Here is a 19,039-nt window from a genome sequence, read left to right on the forward strand (position 1 = left end):
GTTACACCGCAGCCGCAAAGGCCGTGCGATAGTGTTCCATCTGCAGCGCCGTGGCGAGCACTGCGTTCTTCATCAGGATCGCCACCGTCACCGGCCCGACCCCACCGGGCACGGGAGTGATCCAGCCCGCCACCTCGGCGCAGCTGGCGAAGTCCGCGTCGCCCACCGTGCGGCCATCCACCCGGTTGATCCCGATGTCGATCAGCGCCGCGCCCGGCTTCAGCATCTCGCCGCGCACCAGACCGGGCTTGCCCACAGCGACGAACACAGCATCCGCCGCGCGGCTATGCACAGCGACCTGCCGCGTCATGTGGTGGCAAACCGTCACCGTGGCCCCAAGGCCCATCATCAGGAAGGCGATCGGCTTGCCGACAATCTCGGAATGACCGATCACGCAGACATCCAGCCCCTCCATCGTCAGGGGCAGCGTCTTCAGGATCTCCACCGCCGCGACGGCCGTGCAGGGGCCAAGCGTCAGGTCGTTGTAGACAATGTTGCCGATGGACGAGGGGTGCATCCCCTCCACGTCCTTCATCGGATGCACCGCCTTCTGCAGCGCCTTCACCGGGATATGCGCCGGCAACGGCCGCTGGATGATGATCCCATTGACCCTTGGGTCCGCGTTCAGCCCTGCCAGCACGCCCTGCAACTGCTCCAGGCTGATGCTTTCCGGGTAATTCCGCGCCTCGAACCCCACGCCCGCGGCTTCCGCCGACTTCTGCTGGTTCCGGACATACAACTCCGCCGCCGCCACATCGCCGACCGAGATCGACACCAGCCGCGGCGCCCAGCCCAGTGCCGTCAGCCGCCCGGCCTCGGCCCTGGTTTCATCCCGCATCCGGGCCGCGATGGCCTTGCCGTCGATCAAAGTGGCCGTCATCGCGCCCCTGCTTTCATCCCTTCCGCAGACTGTCCGGCCCGAGCTTGCTTTCCTCGCGCGCGATGGACCAGTCGATCAGCCGCCGCCACAGCTTTTCCACCAGCTCTGGCGGCAGCCCGTAAACCTCGGCATGGCGGCGCACGTTGCCGACCACCTCTTCCACCCGAGACCCGATCCGCGCGGGCAGGTCGACCTCGGCCTTGATCTCCGCCGCGCGGTCGATATAGCCCGCCCGTTCCGCGAAGAGCCGGACGAGGTCTTCGTCCAGCCGGTCAATCTCGGCCCGGATTTCGGCCATCGTGGTGCAGTCGGCGGGCGTTCGCATCAAAGTCTCCCTTCGCAAGGCTGCCCCCGAGATAAGGGGACAGCTTGCCAAGGGCAATGCGGCGCTTAGAACAGGCCTTCGACGTTGCCCTGGTCGTTCAGCCGGATCACTTCGGCCGACGGCACCTTGGGCAGGCCCGGCATGGTCATGATCTCACCGCAGATCGCGACGATGAAACCTGCGCCAGCCGACAGCCGCACTTCGCGGACCGGGACGGTGTGGCCCGTCGGGGCGCCGCGCACGGTCGGGTCGGTGGTGAAGGAGTACTGGGTCTTCGCCACGCAGATCGGCAGGTGGCCGTAACCGGCGGCTTCCCAGGTCTTCAGCTGGTCGCGGATCGACTTGTCGGCGATCACCGCATCGGCGTGATAGATCCGCTTGGCGATGGTCTCCAGCTTCTGGAACAGCGGCATTTCATCCGGGTACAGCGGCGCAAAGTTCGCCGCGCCAGATTCCGCCAGCGACACGACCTTGTGCGCCAGCTCCTCGATGCCTTCCGACCCAAGCGCCCAATGCTTGCACAGGATCGCTTCGGCGCCCTGTTCGGCGACATAGGCCTTCACGGCGTCAATCTCGGCATCGGTGTCGCTGTAGAAGTGGTTGATCGCCACGACCACCGGCACGCCAAAGCCTTTGACGTTGCCAATGTGGCGGCCCAGGTTCGGGCAGCCCTTCTTGACAGCCTCGACGTTCTCAGCCCCAAGGTCGGCCTTCGCCACGCCGCCGTTCATCTTCATCGCCCGCACCGTGGCCACGATGACGGCAGCCGAGGGCTTCAGCCCCGCCTTCCGGCACTTGATGTCGAAGAACTTCTCGGCCCCAAGGTCAGCACCGAACCCGGCTTCGGTGACGACATACTCACCCAGCTTCAGCGCGGTCTTCGTCGCGATGACGCTGTTGCAGCCGTGCGCGATGTTGGCGAACGGGCCGCCGTGCACGAAGGCCGGGTTGTTTTCCAGCGTCTGCACGATGTTCGGCTGCATCGCGTCTTTCAGCAGAACGGTCATCGCGCCGTCGGCCTTGATGTCGCGGGCGTAGATCGCCTTCTTCTCGCGGGTATAGGCCACGACGATGTCACCCAGCCGCTTCTGCAGGTCTTCCAGATCGTTGGACAGGCAGAGGATCGCCATGACTTCCGAGGCCACGGTGATGTCGAACCCGGTCTGGCGCGGGAAACCGTTGGCAACGCCGCCCAGGTTGACCACGATATCACGCAGCGCGCGGTCGTTCATGTCCATGACACGACGCCAGACAATGCGACGCTCGTCGATCTGCAGCTCATTGCCCCAGTAGATGTGGTTGTCGATCATCGCCGACAAAAGGTTGTGCGCGCTGGTGATCGCGTGGAAGTCGCCGGTGAAGTGAAGGTTCATCTCCTCCATCGGCACGACCTGAGCCATCCCGCCGCCAGCCGCGCCACCCTTCATCCCGAAGTTCGGGCCAAGGCTGGCTTCGCGGATGCAGACCACGGCCTTCTTGCCGATGCGGTTCAGGCCATCGCCCAGACCCACGGTGGTCGTGGTCTTGCCTTCACCCGCCGGGGTCGGGTTGATCGCGGTCACGAGGATCAGCTTGCCGTCCTTCTTGCCCGCGAGGGACTTGATGAACTCCTGGCTGACCTTGGCCTTGTCATGGCCGTAAGGGAGCAGATGCAAGGACGGGATGCCCAGCTTGGCCCCGATCTCCATGATCGGCTTCTTTTTCGCTTCGCGTGCAATCTCGATGTCGGTCTTGAAGGCCATGTGCGTCTCCTGGGCGGGCAAATTGTGCCATTTGCGACGTGATACCGGGCTTAGCGCCCTTGTCGAAGGCGTTTTGCGACCTAAACACCGCCAAATTCGCCAGCCCGTGTTTCCGATACGAAACCACGGGCCGCGAAAGCGGAATTTTCACCAGAATTAACTATTTTTCCGCAGCGGTGTTCCCGCCGGCCCAACCCCGCTGCGCCGGGACGTGCAGCCGGACCTCGTCGCCCAGCCGCAACACCCCCTCGCGTTCCACCCAGGCTGTGAGCCCCCGCTTGCCCTCGGCTGCCCGCTTGAACCCCTTGCCCTGTCCCGGCAGCGCCTTGTCGATCGTGACCGCAGGCTCCTGGCAGGGCAGGTTCTCCATGTCCACCACCAACGTCACCCCATCCGGCCCCTGCAACCGGCTGGAGGGCGGCAGATGCGTCAGGTCCGGGATGCCCTCCAGCACAAGGGACGCGCCGACCCAGGCGTAATCCAGCGCGTCCAGACCCATCGTCGCCGCCACCTCTGCCATCTCTTCGGCGCTGACGACGCACAACTGCCGCACGTTGCGGATCACCGTGTTCCGCGGATGCTGCTTCATGACCCGACTGCACGACGGCCGCGTCAGCCCGGCATGCACCTCACCTGCAAACCCCGCAAAGCTTAGCGGCATCACCTCCAGCGGCTGCGAGGTGATCACCAGCTTTTCCACCGGCACCGGCTGGAAGCCCAGCCAGACGACGCGGGCGGTATGATCGGTCGGGACAAGGGCAGGCATCAGGAACGCTCCAGAATGAAGAAGACGCGGGTAAAGGGGAAAAGGACGCGGCCATCGGGCAGTGCCGGATAGGCCGTCGTCAAGGCGGCGTCATAGGCCGCGACATAGGCGCGGGCCTCATCCCCGGTCAACCCGTCCACGAAGGGCCGCATCGCCGTGCTTTGGGTAAAGGCGCGGACCGGATGGCCCTCGGCCACCGGGTCCAGCATCTGCAGGTAATCCGTCGTCCAGGCCCGCACCTCGCCAAAGGCCAGCAGCAGGTCCGCATACTCCCCCGCCTGCAGCACGGACGAGGGCGGAGGCAGCACACGCCCCGGAAACAGCTCCTCCGCCACGTCGCGCAGCAACCGGTGCGAGGGCGCATCGCCCTGACGCGGCATCTGCACCGCCAGCACCCCGCCCCGCGCCAGCATCCCCGCCAGCCGCGGCATCAGCGCCGCATGGTCCGGCAGCCAGTTCAGCGCGGCGTTGGAATAGATCAGCGCGGGCGGGGTGTGGGCCGAATACAGCGCGATGTCCGCCTGCGTCAGGCCGTCGTAAAGCCGGTTGCCCGCCCGCGTTAAAAGTTCTGCCGCCTTCGCAAGCATGGCAGCCGAGGCATCAATGCCGATCAGAGGATGATCCGGCTTGAACCGCGCCGCCAGCGCCGGCCCCACCGCACCATCGCCACAGCCAAGATCGACGACATCGCCCGCCGGCAACTCCGGCACTTGCGCAAGCAGGTCCAGCGCCGGCCGCAACCTCAGGTCCCGAAAGGCCGCATACCGCGCCGGGTCCCAGTCTACAGCCACTTCTTCCACCGAAACAGCAGGTAGGGCACCAGTGCCGAGACCACCATCAGCCCCAGCGCCATCGGATAGCCCCAGGGCCATTTCAGCTCGGGCATATAGTCGAAATTCATCCCGTAGATGCTGGCGATCAGCGTCGGCGGCAGGAACACAAAGGCCACCACAGAGAAGATCTTGATGACATCCGACTGCCGGATGTTGATCACCCCCAAGGTCGCGTCCAGCAGGAACCGGACCTTGTCCGCCTGCGCCCCCGCCACCTCGCGCAGGGACCGGACGTCCTGCAACTGCGCCTGCGCGATGGGCATCTGTCGGGCGTGCAGACAGGGTCCATCCGCCGTCTCGGGGCTTGCCGTGAGATAGGTCAGGATCCGCAGGATCGTCGCCAGGCTTTCGTTGACCCGGCCGTTCATCGCCTCGGCCCGCCCGATCCGCTGCAGCACCGCGCCCAGCGTCTCGGCCCGACCCGAGGGGCGATGCGCCGCGAAGATCGCCTTGGACAGAAGTTCGTGCTGGCGCGCCTCGGCTTCCAGGATGTCGGCCAGCCGGTCGACGATGGCCTCCAACAGCCCCATCAGTGCATCAAGCCCGGACTCCAGCACCATGTCATGCCGGGCGGCCCAGTCCGCGAAATAGCCCAGCGACCGCGGGTGGTGATAGTGCACCGTAACCAGCCGGTCGGGCCGCACGGCAAAGGTCACCGGGCCGATTTCCGCCTCGCGCAGGTCGGCGGTGGCGATGACCTGCGCGGTCAGGAACAGCGCTCCATCCTCGCGGTAGATGCGGGACGAAACCTCGATCTCCTGCATGTCCTCGCGCGTGGGGATGTCCAGCGCAAGTACCGCCTCGACAGCGTCTTCCTCGGCTTCGGTCGGGGCCTCCAGGTCAATCCACAGCGCCTCCGAGAGGTGGCGGTCCGACAGGTCCAGCTTCTCCAGCCGAGTGCCCCGGGTAGCATAAGCCGTGATCATCCGCCGTGTCTCCCTGGTCCGGGTGGCAGGTTAGCGGCAGGGAGGGAAAAGCAAAAGGCCCCGGCGATGCGGGGCCTTTCTGGTTTCAAAGCGGCGCGGGTTCCGGTTCGGTCCCCGGCTTCTTGGTGCGCCCCCGCGTCTTGGGGATCGCCGCGACCGAGGCCGTGCCGCCGCCCGACGAGGGCTTGTCGGCGTTGTCGTCGCCACCCAGCGCCTCGCCCGCGACAACCTTGCGGATCTCGTCGCCGGTCAACGTTTCATACTCCAAGAGGCCCTTGGCCAGACGCTCCCACTCTTCCTGCTTTTCCAACAGGATGCGGCGGGCAGTCTCATAGCCTTCGTCGATGAAGCGCTTCACTTCCTGCTCGATCAGCCGCTTGGTCTCGGCCGAAACCGAAAAACCACCGGTATTGCCCTGATAGCCCTCGGCCGCTTCGGCATAATCGATGTTGCCGACCACGTCCGACATGCCCCAGCGCAGCACCATCGCCCGGGCCAGGGCCGAGGCCTGCTGGATGTCGCCCGACGGCCCGTTCGACACCGAATCCGCGCCGTACTTGATGATCTCGGCGGCCTTTCCGGCCATCGTCATCGCGATGCGCTCCTCGCACTGGTCGCGGTGCCAGTTCAGCCGGTCAATCTCCGGCAGGCTCATCACCATGCCAAGCGCACCGCCGCGCGGAATGATCGTCGCCTTGTAGACCGGGTCACACTTGGGCAAAGCCATGCCGACAATGGCGTGGCCGGCCTCGTGATACGCGGTCATCTCCTTCTGCTCGGGGGTCAGGACCATGCTGCGGCGTTCCGCGCCCATCATGACCTTGTCCTTGGCGTTCTCGAAGTCGATCATCGTCACGAACCGCCGCCCCGCCCGGGCGGCCATCAGCGCGGCCTCGTTCACCAGGTTCATCAGGTCAGCACCACTGAACCCCGGCGAGCCGCGAGCAATCGTCCGCAGGTCGACATCCGGCCCCAGCGGCACCTTGCGGGCATGGACCGACAGGATCTTCTCGCGGCCCTTGATGTCCGGGTTCGGCACGTGGATCTGACGGTCAAAACGGCCGGGACGCAGCAAGGCCGGGTCCAGCACGTCCTTCCGGTTCGTCGCCGCGATGATGATCACACCCTCGTTCGCCTCGAACCCGTCCATCTCCACCAGAAGCTGGTTCAGCGTCTGCTCACGTTCGTCGTTGCCGCCGCCGATGCCCACACCACGGGCCCGGCCCACGGCGTCGATTTCGTCGATGAAGACGATGCAGGGCGCGTTCTTCTTCGCCTGCTCGAACATGTCGCGGACGCGGGACGCACCCACACCGACGAACATTTCCACGAAGTCGGACCCCGAGATGGTGAAGAACGGCACCCCGGCCTCACCCGCAATGGCGCGTGCCAGAAGCGTCTTACCGGTGCCGGGAGGACCGACCAGCAGCGCGCCCTTCGGAATCTTTCCGCCAAGACGGCTGAATTTCTGCGGGTTGCGCAGGAATTCCACGATCTCTTCCAGCTCTTCCTTGGCCTCGTCGATGCCCGCGACGTCGTCAAACGTCACGCGCCCCTGCTTTTCGGTCAGCAGTTTGGCACGGCTCTTGCCAAACCCCATCGCGCCGCCACGTCCGCCACCCTGCATCCGGTTCATGAAATAGATCCAGACGCCGATCAGCAGAAGGAAGGGCAGGAACGACAGCAGCACCGAGACAAAACCCGACTGCGCCTGCGGCTCGGCCTCGACCTCGACGCCCTTGCCGATCAGCTCACGCGAAAGGTTTTCCGTGACCATGTCGCCCGGAGGCTTGATCGTGACGTATGAATTGCCGTCCTGGCCGACGACCACCAGCCGTTCACCGTCAAGCACGACCTTGCTGACCTGCCCGGCGTCCACCCGCTCGATAAAGTCGGAATAGGACAGCGAGCGCGACGACATCGTCGTCTGGTTGCCCGAAAACAGCTGGAACAGCGCCATGACCAAAATCAGCAGCACAACCCAGAACGCGATATTGCGTGCATTACCCAATGCAGGGATCTCCCGAATGCGCCCTCGGCCCCATGACGGGGCAGAAGCGGCTTTGGCTTAAGATAAACCTTTGCGCCCCGGGTTCAATCCACTAACGGCGAAGTGTGAACGGGTGCTGAAGCCGCGCCGTCCAACCGGCGGAAAGCCCCGCTGCCGGAGCCGCCAGCAGCCGCTCGCCCTCCCAGACGCCTGGAGTGACCAGCAACACTTCGCGCGGCAACCCCGTCTTGCGCCGGTCCTTGACCTGCCGCAATCCCTCGGCCCCCAAGGCCCGCACCTCGCCCACAGGCCCCTCGACCAGCCAGCGCCCGTCCCAGACCTGCCCCACCGTGACCGTGCCTCCCACGACACGCGCCTCACGCATCAGCCAGCCACCCCGCGCGCGGCACCCGGCCAGCGTCGCACCCGCACCCACTGACAGCGCGGCCACCAGCCGGTCCACCTCTGCCGCACGTGGAGCATAGTCCCCCCCGCCCAGCCACAGGACCGCCGCGATCACCACCTGACGTTGCACCTCGGACGGCTCGGCCCAGACCCCGGCGTCGAACCGCAAAGCGCCTGCCTCTTCACGGACCCCCTGCCCGGCTGCGGCAACCTGCGTCGTCAAAGCCTCCTGGACCCGGGCGAGGTTCGCCGCCACCTGGGCCAAGCGCCCGGCAGTGATGCCCAAGGGCTTCAATGCCTGAAGCGCCTTGCGCGCCCTCACGCGGGTATAACGGTCGTTCTCGTTTGTCGGATCGTCCACCCAGCCGATGCCTTGGGTCCGCAACCAGTCGCGCAACTCGGTCCGGCCGGCATCCAGCAAAGGCCGCACAAAGGCAACGCCGCCCGCCTTCCACCGGGGCCGCATCCCCGACAACCCCGCCAGACCCGCGGCCCGGCCCAGACCCATCAGCACCGTCTCGGCCACATCATCCCGAGTGTGACCCAACGCCACCACGCCGATACCGCGGGCCAGCGCCCAATCGCCGATCAACCCCATCCGCGCTCGCCGTGCCGCGTCCATCAGATTGCCGGGAACCGCGCCATGCGCCCAGACACGGACCTCATGCCGCACCCCCACCCCCTGACAGAAGGCCGCGACAGCCGCCGCTTCCCCCGCGCTGTCCGGGCGCAGCCGGTGATCCACCGTAACCGCCTCGACCCCAAGGCCCGCCCGCAGACACAAATGCAGAAGGGCGGTGGAATCCCCACCGCCCGAAAGCGCCACTCCGATGGTCTGGTCCGCTGGCAGCCGGTCCCGGATCAGCGAGACCAGCCGATCCTCTACTGGCACCCGAACCCCTGCATCGCCACTGTCGCCTGAGTTGCCGCCATGCTGCCGGGAAAGCGCGTGCCCACCTCGGCCAGCGTGACGCAAGCCTCGGACACCTGGCCCAAAGCCCCCAACCCCTCGCCCAGCTTCAACAGCGCGTCGGGCGCCAGAGGCCCCTCGGGCGCGGCCGAAAACGCGTCCAGATAGGCCCGCGCCGCACCCGCCGTGTCGCCCACCCGGGTCAGCGCGTCGCCGCGCAGGAAATGCGCCTCGGGGACTAGCGGTCCGCCAGGATAGGATTGGGCATAGGTCGCAAAGAGCGCTGCAGCTCCGGGAAAGTCACCCTGACCGAGCACCTCCTTGGCCCGGTCAAAGTCCTGCTGCTCTGCCACCGCAAGTTCCGCCCCACCCGTCGCAGGCGCTGGCGCAGCGCCCGCATCCGCGACTGGGGCCGCAGCCCCGCCCGTATCGCCGCCCAGCGCGGGCGTGGCCCCCAGGTTCGCCGGATCGCAACCCTCGGTCACTTCGCACAACCGATACTCGATGTCGCCGATCCGGTTGGTCCCGTCCGAGACCACCCGGTTCAGCTTCAGCTCGACCTCCTCGGTCCGCGCGGTCAGCCGTGCCAGCGTCGCCTCGATCGTGTCCATCCGGGTCAGCGCATCGCCCCCGGCGGCCCCGCTGGTGGCGGCACCGGACGAGACAAGCTCGGCCTTCAGCGCGTTGAACTCGGCCGCAAGGGCGGAAAGCTCGGCGCGGATATCGGCAAGCGTCTGCGCCCGGTCCTGGGCGTGACCCAGAACCGGCAGCAGGCACAGCGCCACGGCAAGACCAAGGCGGCGCATCAGATCAGACCCCGGCGCCAGCCGACAGCACGGTCACCGAACGGCGGTTCTGGGAATAGCAGGCCTCGGTCGAGCAGACCTCGATCGGGCGCTCCTTGCCGTAGCTGATGGTCCGCAGACGGTTCGCCGCGACGCCCTGGCTGATCAGGAAGTTCTGCACCGCCGCAGCCCGGCGCGCGCCAAGCGCAAGGTTGTATTCGCGCGTGCCCTGCTCGTCGGCATGGCCTTCGATGATCGCGGCATAGCCGGGGTTCTGGTTCAGCCAGCTGGCCTGCGCGGCCAGGACCGACCGTGCCTCGGGCGACAGCGTCGACTGGTCCACCGCGAACAGGACGCGGTCGCCAACCGTCTGGTTGAAATAGGCAATCGACGTCGGATTGTTCGGATCGCCCAGACCCGTGGTGTCGATTCCGCCCGCGCCCCCAGCGCCACCGGCCCCACCAGGCCCACCGGCACCCGCGCCATAGCGGTCAGGGTTGTTGCAGGCCGCAAGGCCCAGAACGGCGATCAGGAGAAGCGACTTCGCAGCAAGGCTCATGGGAGGGTCATCCTTCTTGTTGGCTCGATTTCAGCCAGATTAACAGCTTTGCGCCGCCGAGGGAATCGGCGGCCCGATGAATTTGTCGTTCACAATTCAGGGCAAAAGCGGCGACCAGGCGGGGTCCGAGGCCGGGCCGTCGGTCGGGATCTGCTTCAGGTTCCGCCCGGTGATGTCCACGGACCACAGGCTTGCCTGCCCGCCGCCACCGCTGGTTTCGCGGGTGAACATCAGGACACGCCCGTTCGGCGCCCAGGTCGGACCCTCGTCCAGGAAGCTTGCCGTCAGCAGGCGCTCTTCCGACCCGTCGGTGCGCATCACGCCGATGTGGAACCGGCCCGCGTTCTGCTTGGTGAAGGCGATATAGTCGCCGCGCGGGCTCCAGACCGGGGTGCCATAGCGCCCCTCGCCGCCGGAAATCCGCGAGCCCTCACCACCGCCCGCCGGCATGATGTAGATCTGCGGCGAGCCGGTGCGGTCGCTTTCGAACACGATCTGGCTGCCGTCCGGGCTAAAGCTGGGCGCGGTCTCGATGGACGGCGAGTTCGTCAGCTGCGTCAGCCCGCCACCGCCCAATGACAGCGAATAGATGTCGGTGTTTCCGCCCCGCTCCAGGCTGAAGACCACGGTCCCGCCATCCGGGCTGAACCGCGGCGCGAAGGTCATGGTGCCCGGCTGCTCGTCCAGTGTCTGCCTGCGCAGCGATCCCACATCCAGAACGGTGATCCGCGGGAAGCCGGATTCGTAGCTGGTGTACAGGATACGGTCGCCCTGCGGCGAGAAGCGCGGCGCCAGCACGATGGACGCACTGTCGGTCAGATAGGCCACGTTGGCCCCGTCATAATCCATCACCGCCAGCCGCTTCAGGCGCGCGTTCTTCGGCCCGCTTTCGCTGACAAAGACCACCCGGCTGTCGAAGTAGCCGCCCTCGCCGGTGATCGTCGAATAGATCACGTCCGCGACCTTGTGCGACATCCGCCGCCAGCCTTGCGTGGTGCCCGCAAACTGCAGTGCGGCCCCTTCCAGCGTCGTGCCATTGAACACGTCATAGGCCCGGAACTTCACCGTGATCCGGTCGCCACTGACCGACACGGCCCCCGTCACCAGCACTTGCGCGTTGATCGCCTTCCAGTCCTCGAAGGCGACCCCGCCGTCAAAGCTGGTGATCCGGCTGATATGCGCCTCTTCCCCGATATTGCGGAAAAAGCCCGTGCCCTCCAGGTCCGAGATCACCACCCGGCTGATCTCGCGCGCATAGTCCCCCGCGCCGCCCTCGTCGATGAAGGTCGGGATCGCGATCGGCATCGGCTCGATCACGCCCTGCCCGATCACGATCCGCGGCGGGCTGGACTGCGCCAGCACGGGCGCTGCGGCAAGCATCCCGACCCCAAGGGCCAGCGCCAGCAACGTCCCGAAAGTCTTTCTCATGGGTCTGATCATCGGCCTCATGCTCCGTTCTTTTCTATGTCATTGCCCGCGTCGGCCGCGGGAGAGAAGGGGAAATTCCCCGCTTTGGTTCCATAGTGACGGGTCATCTTACCCGCATCCCATTCGCATCGAAGACAAAGTCAAGCACGCGCCAGGTGTCGAACTTGTCCGGAGGCAGCGGAATTCCGCCTTCAGAATGGGTCCGGTTCACCGCCCGGCGGGCGATCTGGAACAGGTTGTCGATCGCCGCCTGGCTGGGGCCGCTCGACTCCAGCAGCTCGAAGTCCACCGGCCGGCCGCTCTCGTCAAAGCTGACGCGGATCACCACCATCGAACTCAGCACATCCGTGGACGCCGCCCCCAGGTTCCACCGCCGCGCGATTGCGCTGGAGATGTCGCCCATCTCGCCCCCCGTCAAGGGCGGCCCCTGCGGCAGATCCTGCCCGCCCGAGGCCTCCTCGACAGGCTCGTCCGTCGCCTCGCCCAGCAGCGCGTCGATGGCGTCCTGCGTCGCCGTATCATCCACCGGCTGTACGTTCAGCTCGGCCGACTCGGCCGGCTCTTCCACGGGGTCCTCGACCGGAGCCTCCTCTGCCGCCACCTCGGTCTCCGGCACGGGCTCCGGCTCCGGTGCCCGCTCCGGGCGGGTGCGCGGCCGGATCGAGGTGGTCATCCCCGTCTCGGCATCCTGTTCGATATTCGCCTCGGTCTGCGTCACGTCCCCGGTATCCTCGGGCACCGTCGCCTCGGTCGGCTCCTCCTGGATGACCTCCTCGGCCGCCGGGTCCTCGGACACGGCAGGCTCGGGCGTATCCGACGTCTCGGCCTCGACCTCGGGCTGCACCGGGTCGGGCGCGATGATCTCTTCGGCCTCGGGAGCGGGCTGGATTTCGGTCGATTCCGACTGGATCGCCTGCTCCTCCTCCGCCTGCACCGCATCGGACGGCGGTGGTTCGACCGCTGGCTCCGGTGTTGGCTCCGGTTCGGGAACGGGTTCAGGCAGCGGCTCCGGTTCAGGCAGTGGCTCTGGTTCAGGCAGTGGCTCTGGCTCAGGCAGTGGCTCTGGCTCCGGCGGCGGCTCCACCACCTCCTCGGGCCGGGCCTGCGGACGCACCGGCGCAGGCTCCTCGACCGGGTTCGGCGTCGCCCCCGCCTGCAGCGCCGCGAACTCATCAGAGCTGATCATCGACACCGAGGTCACGATGACCTCCTCGGGCGGCGCATCCGCAAACAGCCAGTCGCCGACCAGCACCCAGAGGACGACCCCCAAGTGCCCGATCGCCGATACAACCGTCCCCGTCTGGAACCGCGTGTCCATCCGCCTCAGCCGCCGTCGTTTCCGGTATTCGACGCAGCCCCGGCGCCAAAGCTTGGCCCCTCGCCGTCGGTGACAAGCCCAATCTCGTTGAACCCGCCCGCGTTCAAGGCCCCCATGACCTGCGCCACCCGCTCATAGGGGATCGCCCCGTCGGCGCGCAGGAAGATCCTGTTCGAGGTCCGCTCCGCCGCAATCGCCGTCAGCCGCGGGATCATCTCGGCATCCGAGACTTCCGTGGTCTGGATCGCCAGCCGCCCATCCGCGGTGATCGTCACCGTCAGAGGCTCTTCCTGTTCTGTCGGCAAGGCCGCCGCCGCCGTCTTCGGCAGTTCCACCGGCACGCCCACCGTCAGCATCGGGGCCGCCACCATGAAGATGATCAGCAAGACCAGCATCACGTCCACCATCGGCGTGATGTTGATCTCGCTCATCGCGGCCGACCGCCCGCCGCGCCGGCGACGTCCCCCGCCGCCCGACGATCCTGAAGCCCCCATGCCCATGATTTACGAATCCAGCTGGCGCGACAGGATCGTCGCGAATTCGTCGGCAAAGGCCTCATAGCCGCCAATCACCCGGTCAATATCCGCCGACAACTTGTTGTAGAAGACCGCCGCAGGAATGGCCGCGACCAGACCCACACCCGTCGCCAGCAGCGCCTCGGCGATACCGGGGGCCACGACGGCCAGGCTGGTATTCTGACTGATGGCGATCTGCTCGAAGCTGTGCTTGATCCCCCAGACCGTGCCAAAGAGGCCGATGAAGGTCGCCGTGGACCCCGTGGTCGCCAGGAAGCTCAATCCCCGGTTCATCAACTCGCTTTCGCGCGCGATGGCCACGTTCATCGCCCGGTCGATCCGGCTTTGCGCCCCCGCGATCAACCCGCCATCCTGTTTGTGACTGCGCCGCCACTCCAGCATGCCCGCCGCGAAGATCTTCTCCGACTGCCCCTGCGGCTCGGCCCCGATCTTCTCGAAAAGCTCGTCCAGGGGTTCGCCCGACCAGAAGGCCCGGTCGAAGACCGTCGCCTCGGCCTGCGCCCGGCGCAGCATGAGGTGTTTCTGGACGATGATTGCCCAGCTCCAGAAGGACATGATGAACAGCATCAGCATGACGATCTTCACCGTCAGCGTTGCACGGGCAAAAAGGGCGAACATGGAGAAATCAATCTCCTGCGCCATCGCAAGGGTTTCGGTTTCCATACGCCTGCTCTTGTTGATCGGGCCGTTTCTCGGCTCCGTTAGCGGTGATTCTATCAAGATTGCAGGGGGAATGCCAACACAAGTCTGTGGCCGGCAGGGTTCCGCGCGCCGATGACGGCACTTGTCATCTGCGCAGGCTTGCCGCGCCGGTCATGCCCACCTGTCGTTCGCGCCGAAACATCCCCGCCACAGGCTCACCCCGCCCGCGCCGGGCCTTCAGCCCCGCTGCGCCAGCCGCAAACCGCTCCGCCCGTTCCGGACACCCGTTTTCAGACTGGCCCAAATATCCCCGCCGGAGGCAACCGACGCCAGTCCCGCAGCCTCGGGCCACCCTGCTGCGGCCACCCTGCTGCGCTTATGCCAGCCCTCAGTGCAGCGGCCCCGAAAGCCGTGCCCGCAGCTCGGGCGGCAACCGCGCCGCGTGGCCGTCCTCGGTCAGGCAGACCAAGGTCACGACGGACACGAAAAGCCGCTCGCCGCCGCGCAGCACCACCTGCTCCAGCACGATCCGCGCGCCACCCAGCGACTGCAACTTTGTCTCCACCACCAGATCATCGGCGAACTTCGCGGGCCGCAGGTAATCCGCCTCGACCCGGCGGACGGCAAACACGATCCCCTCGCGCGCCTTCAGCGCGACCTGGTCCACCCCCAGCGCCTCGACCCATTCGGTCCGGGCGCGTTCGATGAACTTCAGGTAGTTGGCATAATAGACGATCCCCGCCAGATCGGTGTCCTCGTAATAGACCCGGGTGTGGAACTGGTGCGGGATCATGCGGGCCTCCTTGCGGTCGGGGCAAAGGCTAGGCCACGGCATCCGGCCCCGCAAGCCGTCAAGCCCCCCGACATCCCCAGCCAAGCCCTTGACCGCGATGGCCTCCTGTCCACCGCAATCACCCCAGGCCGACCCGCACCCGCGCCGCCAGCCGCAGCGCATGGGACGCATCCCGCGCCATCACCGGCAGCACCGGGTCATACCCTGCCCGGATCACGGCGCCGATTTCCGGCCGCAGGATCACCATCTCTCCCACCCGCGCCAGAGGAGAGCTGCCGTCAAAGGCCCGGTCCGACCACAGCACCACCGTCTGCACCGCCTGAGCCAAAGCCAGCGTCTCCGCCTCCATCGCCGCAAGTGCCGCATCCATCTTCAGAAAGACAAAGGCCGCCTTGATCGACCCGTCCCGGTCGAACCGGAAGATCCGGTACTGGTTCGCCCCCGCCGCCTCCAGCCGCGCCACCAGCGCGGGCAACTCCGGCACCAGCCGCCCCAAATCCGGCACCTCCAAAAGCTCGCCCCACTCCCGAAAGGCAAACACCATCAGGTTCGCCCCCAGCTCCGGGTCCGTCTCGGCCATCTTGTGCCCCGCCAGGACCACCACCGCCTCGAACGCCCCCTTGAAGACCGACAGGCTCGCGTCATCCACCCCGAACACGACCGGCACGATCGGCCGCCCCCAGCGCGCGAACAGATACTGCCCGTCGCCCCGCGTGAACAACGCCTCGATCTCGCCCGCTTCCATCTGCGCCTCCGATAGTGCTGCGCCCGCTAGCACAACGCAGCCCCTGCGGACAACCTGCCATGCCGGCTTTCATACTGGCGCAAATATCCTGGGGGTTTGGGGGTGAAACCCCCATCGACCGAGGAGGAGGCACAGCCCGACGACGAGACATATGGCGCGCGCGCCAGCGCTCCGCTCAGCTCCCGAACAGGTCCGCCTGTCCGGGCACCTTCGGAGCCTCCAGCCCCAGATGCCGCCAGGCCTTGGCCCCCAGCATCCGCCCGCGCGGGGTGCGCAGGATCAATCCCTGCTGCAACAGATAGGGCTCGATCACCTCCTCGATCGCATCCCTCGGCTCGGACAAGGCCGCCGCGATGGTCTCCACCCCGACCGGCCCGCCACCGTAATTCTCGGCCAAGAGGCTCAGATACCGTCGGTCCGCGCCGTCCAGACCCAGATGGTCCACCCCCAGCCGCGTCAGCGCCCGGTCGGCCAGCGCGCGACTGATCCGCCCGCCCTCCTCGACCAGCGCGAAATCCACTACCCGCCGCAGCAAGCGCCCCGCGATCCGGGGCGTCCCCCGCGCGCGCCGCGCAATCTCGCGACAGCCCTCCGGTTCCGCCTGTATCCCCATCAGCCGCGCCCCGCGCGTGACGATCTCGAACAGCTCCGCCTCGGTATAGAACTCCAGCCGGGTCGGAATCCCGAACCGGTCCCTTAGCGGAGTCGTCAAAAGCCCCAGCCGCGTCGTCGCGCCGACCAGAGTGAACGGCTGCAGATCAATCCGCACCGTCCGCGCCGCAGGCCCTTCGCCGATCACCAGATCCAGCGCGAAATCCTCCAGCGCCGGATACAGCACCTCCTCGACCACCGGGGACAGCCGGTGAATCTCGTCGATGAACAGCACATCCCGCGGCTCCAGGTTGGTCAGGATCGCCGCCAGATCCCCCGGCTTGGCCAGCACAGGACCACTGGTCATCCGGAACCCCACCCCCAGCTCCCGCGCCATGATCTGCGCCAGCGTGGTCTTGCCCAGACCGGGGGGGCCGTGGAACAGCGTATGGTCCATCGCCTCGCCCCGCATCCGGGCGCTCTCGATGAACACGGCCAGGTTCGCGCGCGCTTCGGCCTGTCCGATGAACTCGGCCAGCATCTGCGGCCGCAGCGCCTTGTCGGTGTCCTCGGGCAACCTTTCGCCCCGCAGCGCCGGATCCGAACTCATTTGGGCGCCAGCACTTTCAACGCCGCCCGGATCAGCGCCGCTGCATCCGCCTCAACCATATCCCCGGCAACCGTCGCCACCGCCTGCGCCGCATCGCCCTGACCATACCCAAGGTTCACCAGCGCCGACAGCGCATCGGCCGAGGCCGTGGCCCGTCGCGCCGCACCCTCGTCCACGCGCGCCGCCTTGCGCGGGGCAGGAGCCGCCTCCTCTACCACCACATCCTCGGCCCCGGCCGTCACCGACAACCCCACGCCCGAGGCCATCACCCCCGGCGCCTTCGCCTTCAGCTCCAGGATCACCCGCTGCGCCAACTTTGGCCCCACTCCGGGGGCCGCCTGCACGCTGCGCGCGTCGCCCAAGGTGATCGCCCGGCCCACACCTTCGGCCCCCAAGGTGCCCAGGATCGCCATGCTGGCCTTCGCCCCCACGCCTTGCACGGTCATCAGAAGCTTGTGCCACTCCTTCTCCAGCATGGTCGGAAAGCCGAACAGCTGCAAAAGGTCCTCGCGCACCAGAAGGTCCGTATACAGGCTGACAGCTTCACCGATCCCCGGCATGCCCGCCAAAGTCCGCTCGCTGACGTAGACGATATACCCCACCCCCCGCACGTCGATCAGCACATGGTCCGGCCCGCGCCAGTCCAGCCGTCCGGAAATCCTGCCGATCATTCCGCCGCCCTCAACGCCGCCGCCAACCTACCCTGCGACTGCACGTGATGCGCGTGGCAGATCGCGATGGCCAGCGCATCCGCCGCATCCGGCCCGGTGATCTTCACGCCCGGGAACTGCAGCTTCACCATGTGATCCACCTGCACCTTGGCCGCGTGGCCGACGCCCACCACCGTCTTCTTCACCGCATTCGGGGCATATTCCCCCACCGCCAGCCCGAACTGCGCCGGAACCAGCAGCGCGATCCCCCGCGCCTGGCCCAGCTTCAGCGTCGCCACCGCATCCTTGTTGACGAATGTGTGCTCCACCGCCGCCGTGTCCGGCTGCCAGGTGCGCAAAACTTCAGTCAATTGCGAATGAAGGCTCAACAGTCGCACGGCCAGATCGCCGTCCGCCCCGTCGGAATGGCAGATGCCGTTGGCAACATGGCTAAGCCGTGAGCCCGCCACATCGATCACGCCCCAGCCCAGGTTTCGCAACCCCGGATCGATGCCGATGACCCGCATCTTGCCCCCGCTTTTCTTCTTGCCACAAGGGCTAGCACGAAAAGGGAACATCCGCCAATGGCTTTCACACGGGCCACCCCGAACCGCCGCTGCATTTTGCACTTGCAGAATACGACGGGTCGGATATGAAAAGCGACGCAGGCCGACGCGCTCTGCCGGAACGGTCTGAAAAGTTTGACAAAATTTTGACACACGTCATGCAGCCCTTGCATGGCTGTCATGCCATTCCACAGCTTGCTTTGCACATGCAGCAAGACTATCTGGCACTGCATGGAGGAATAAGCCTCCAATATGTGCAGTGTAAGAACAAGGATGAACGCCATGGCCGCTGTCGAGACGACCCGCCCGGCGCCGTATGGCGCCATCACCACCTACCGTGCCATCAACGCCCTGTCGAACGCCGTGATGGTGTTCCAGGCCTGGAACGATGCACGCGTCACCCGCAAGGCCCTCAGCAAGCTCTCGGACCGCGAGCTGGACGATATCGGCCTGTGCCGGGGTGATCTGGACTCCATCGGCCGCTAAGGTCGACGGCCGGCAAGGCCGACGGTCCTTCGGGACCTTGATGGCACAACGCGAAATGGGGCCGCATCAACCGATGCGGCCCTTTCGTCATAGAATGGTTCGATCAAGCAGCTTGGATCAACGGGGAAGCAGGGTCTGCATCTGTGCCGATGCCCAAAGGGTCACCGGGTCCGCATGCATCAGCCAGGCACCGACCGGGTCAAACCCGTCGCCGACCGCCAGGGCGCTCACACGGCTTTCGTAGGTCTGGGCGCCCACATAGTAGTGGATCACGCTCTTGATCCCGGTGCCGACAGCCAGCACCAGAACCAGTGGCTTGACCAGCTTGAGAAGCCGAGACCCGCTCCGCGCGCCGCCCTTGCGTCCCAACGTGCCGGCGGCTTCAAAACCGTAGCCCTTGGCATGGGATTTCTCGATCCGCGAAACGCGGCTGTAGAAGTCGTTAAGATTTGGATCAACCCACATTTTCTTTTACTCCAGGTGGCAGCCCTGATGAGAATTTTTTGCCGCACAGATATGGCGAAATTGCGGCAGGTTCATCTGCCGTTAATCT

General features: G+C 66.4%; 21 protein-coding genes. 1 reads left to right on the forward strand and 20 read right to left on the reverse strand.

The genetic code is table 11. The features are described from left to right. Position 1: 1 nt before the first annotated feature. The 19 genes from U1E69_RS04600 to ruvC form a co-directional block, all read right to left on the reverse strand. A complete protein-coding gene (locus U1E69_RS04600) occupies positions 2-880 on the reverse strand; it encodes a bifunctional 5,10-methylenetetrahydrofolate dehydrogenase/5,10-methenyltetrahydrofolate cyclohydrolase (protein WP_322243174.1) in 879 nt (292 codons plus the stop codon). A 13-nt stretch (positions 881-893) separates the two neighbouring features. After that, entirely contained in the window at positions 894-1,205 is a 312-nt protein-coding gene (locus U1E69_RS04605) for a chorismate mutase (protein ID WP_322243175.1), read from the reverse strand. 65 nt (positions 1,206-1,270) lie between these two features. Continuing rightward, positions 1,271-2,947: a formate--tetrahydrofolate ligase gene (locus tag U1E69_RS04610; RefSeq protein WP_322243176.1), complete on the reverse strand. Its 1,677-nt coding sequence runs from the start codon at positions 2,945-2,947 to the stop codon at positions 1,271-1,273. A 160-nt stretch (positions 2,948-3,107) separates the two neighbouring features. Further along, entirely contained in the window at positions 3,108-3,713 is a 606-nt protein-coding gene (locus U1E69_RS04615) for an MOSC domain-containing protein (protein WP_322243177.1), read from the reverse strand. Then, entirely contained in the window at positions 3,713-4,504 is a 792-nt protein-coding gene (locus tag U1E69_RS04620; RefSeq protein ID WP_322243178.1) for a methyltransferase domain-containing protein, read from the reverse strand. The genes U1E69_RS04615 and U1E69_RS04620 overlap by 1 nt, the downstream gene beginning before the upstream one ends. Further along, positions 4,495-5,472, reverse strand: coding sequence for a magnesium transporter CorA family protein (locus tag U1E69_RS04625; RefSeq protein WP_322243179.1), 978 nt, complete (start codon positions 5,470-5,472; stop codon positions 4,495-4,497). The genes U1E69_RS04620 and U1E69_RS04625 overlap by 10 nt, the downstream gene beginning before the upstream one ends. Positions 5,473-5,557: 85 nt before the next feature. Beyond that, positions 5,558-7,483 carry an ATP-dependent zinc metalloprotease FtsH gene (gene ftsH, locus U1E69_RS04630; RefSeq protein ID WP_322243180.1) on the reverse strand — a complete coding sequence of 642 codons (1,926 nt, stop codon included), beginning with the start codon at positions 7,481-7,483 and terminating at the stop codon, positions 5,558-5,560. A gap of 91 nt (positions 7,484-7,574) precedes the next feature. Next, positions 7,575-8,759, reverse strand: a complete 1,185-nt coding sequence (gene tilS / locus U1E69_RS04635; RefSeq protein WP_322243181.1) for a tRNA lysidine(34) synthetase TilS — start codon at positions 8,757-8,759, stop codon at positions 7,575-7,577. Further along, positions 8,750-9,583 (reverse strand): tol-pal system protein YbgF, encoded by an 834-nt coding sequence (gene ybgF / locus U1E69_RS04640; RefSeq protein ID WP_322243182.1) that lies wholly within the window; start codon positions 9,581-9,583, stop codon positions 8,750-8,752. Before ybgF ends, tilS begins: the two co-directional genes overlap by 10 nt. Positions 9,584-9,587: 4 nt before the next feature. Further along, the gene (pal, locus tag U1E69_RS04645) at positions 9,588-10,121 is read right to left on the reverse strand and encodes a peptidoglycan-associated lipoprotein Pal (RefSeq protein ID WP_322243183.1); all 534 of its coding nucleotides are present in this window, start codon (positions 10,119-10,121) and stop codon (positions 9,588-9,590) included. A gap of 96 nt (positions 10,122-10,217) precedes the next feature. Then, positions 10,218-11,549 carry a Tol-Pal system beta propeller repeat protein TolB gene (tolB, locus tag U1E69_RS04650; protein ID WP_322243184.1) on the reverse strand — a complete coding sequence of 444 codons (1,332 nt, stop codon included), beginning with the start codon at positions 11,547-11,549 and terminating at the stop codon, positions 10,218-10,220. 103 nt (positions 11,550-11,652) lie between these two features. After that, positions 11,653-12,867 (reverse strand): hypothetical protein, encoded by a 1,215-nt coding sequence (locus U1E69_RS04655; RefSeq protein ID WP_322243185.1) that lies wholly within the window; start codon positions 12,865-12,867, stop codon positions 11,653-11,655. A 5-nt stretch (positions 12,868-12,872) separates the two neighbouring features. Next, positions 12,873-13,367, reverse strand: a complete 495-nt coding sequence (tolR, locus tag U1E69_RS04660; RefSeq protein WP_322243186.1) for a protein TolR — start codon at positions 13,365-13,367, stop codon at positions 12,873-12,875. Positions 13,368-13,370: 3 nt separating this feature from the next. Further along, complete coding sequence (gene tolQ, locus U1E69_RS04665) at positions 13,371-14,066, reverse strand: protein TolQ (RefSeq protein ID WP_322243187.1); 696 nt, start codon at positions 14,064-14,066, stop codon at positions 13,371-13,373. Positions 14,067-14,433: 367 nt separating this feature from the next. Then, entirely contained in the window at positions 14,434-14,835 is a 402-nt protein-coding gene (gene ybgC, locus U1E69_RS04670; RefSeq protein WP_322243196.1) for a tol-pal system-associated acyl-CoA thioesterase, read from the reverse strand. Positions 14,836-14,956: 121 nt separating this feature from the next. After that, a complete protein-coding gene (locus U1E69_RS04675) occupies positions 14,957-15,583 on the reverse strand; it encodes a hypothetical protein (protein WP_322243188.1) in 627 nt (208 codons plus the stop codon). 175 nt (positions 15,584-15,758) lie between these two features. Further along, positions 15,759-16,784: a Holliday junction branch migration DNA helicase RuvB gene (gene ruvB / locus U1E69_RS04680; protein WP_322243189.1), complete on the reverse strand. Its 1,026-nt coding sequence runs from the start codon at positions 16,782-16,784 to the stop codon at positions 15,759-15,761. After that, positions 16,781-17,455: a Holliday junction branch migration protein RuvA gene (gene ruvA / locus U1E69_RS04685; protein ID WP_322243190.1), complete on the reverse strand. Its 675-nt coding sequence runs from the start codon at positions 17,453-17,455 to the stop codon at positions 16,781-16,783. The genes ruvB and ruvA overlap by 4 nt, the downstream gene beginning before the upstream one ends. Continuing rightward, complete coding sequence (gene ruvC / locus U1E69_RS04690) at positions 17,452-17,961, reverse strand: crossover junction endodeoxyribonuclease RuvC (protein WP_322243192.1); 510 nt, start codon at positions 17,959-17,961, stop codon at positions 17,452-17,454. Before ruvC ends, ruvA begins: the two co-directional genes overlap by 4 nt. A gap of 321 nt (positions 17,962-18,282) precedes the next feature. On the opposite strand from ruvC, the gene U1E69_RS04695 reads away from it, so the two are divergent. After that, positions 18,283-18,486 (forward strand): DUF1127 domain-containing protein, encoded by a 204-nt coding sequence (locus U1E69_RS04695; RefSeq protein ID WP_322243193.1) that lies wholly within the window; start codon positions 18,283-18,285, stop codon positions 18,484-18,486. 117 nt (positions 18,487-18,603) lie between these two features. Here U1E69_RS04695 and U1E69_RS04700 read toward each other — a convergent pair whose 3' ends face one another. After that, positions 18,604-18,951 (reverse strand): hypothetical protein, encoded by a 348-nt coding sequence (locus tag U1E69_RS04700; protein WP_322243194.1) that lies wholly within the window; start codon positions 18,949-18,951, stop codon positions 18,604-18,606. Positions 18,952-19,039 lie beyond the last annotated feature (88 nt).

Origin of the sequence: Tabrizicola sp. (assembly GCF_034366665.1) — a bacterium.
In the GTDB taxonomy this organism is placed as follows: domain Bacteria; phylum Pseudomonadota; class Alphaproteobacteria; order Rhodobacterales; family Rhodobacteraceae; genus Tabrizicola.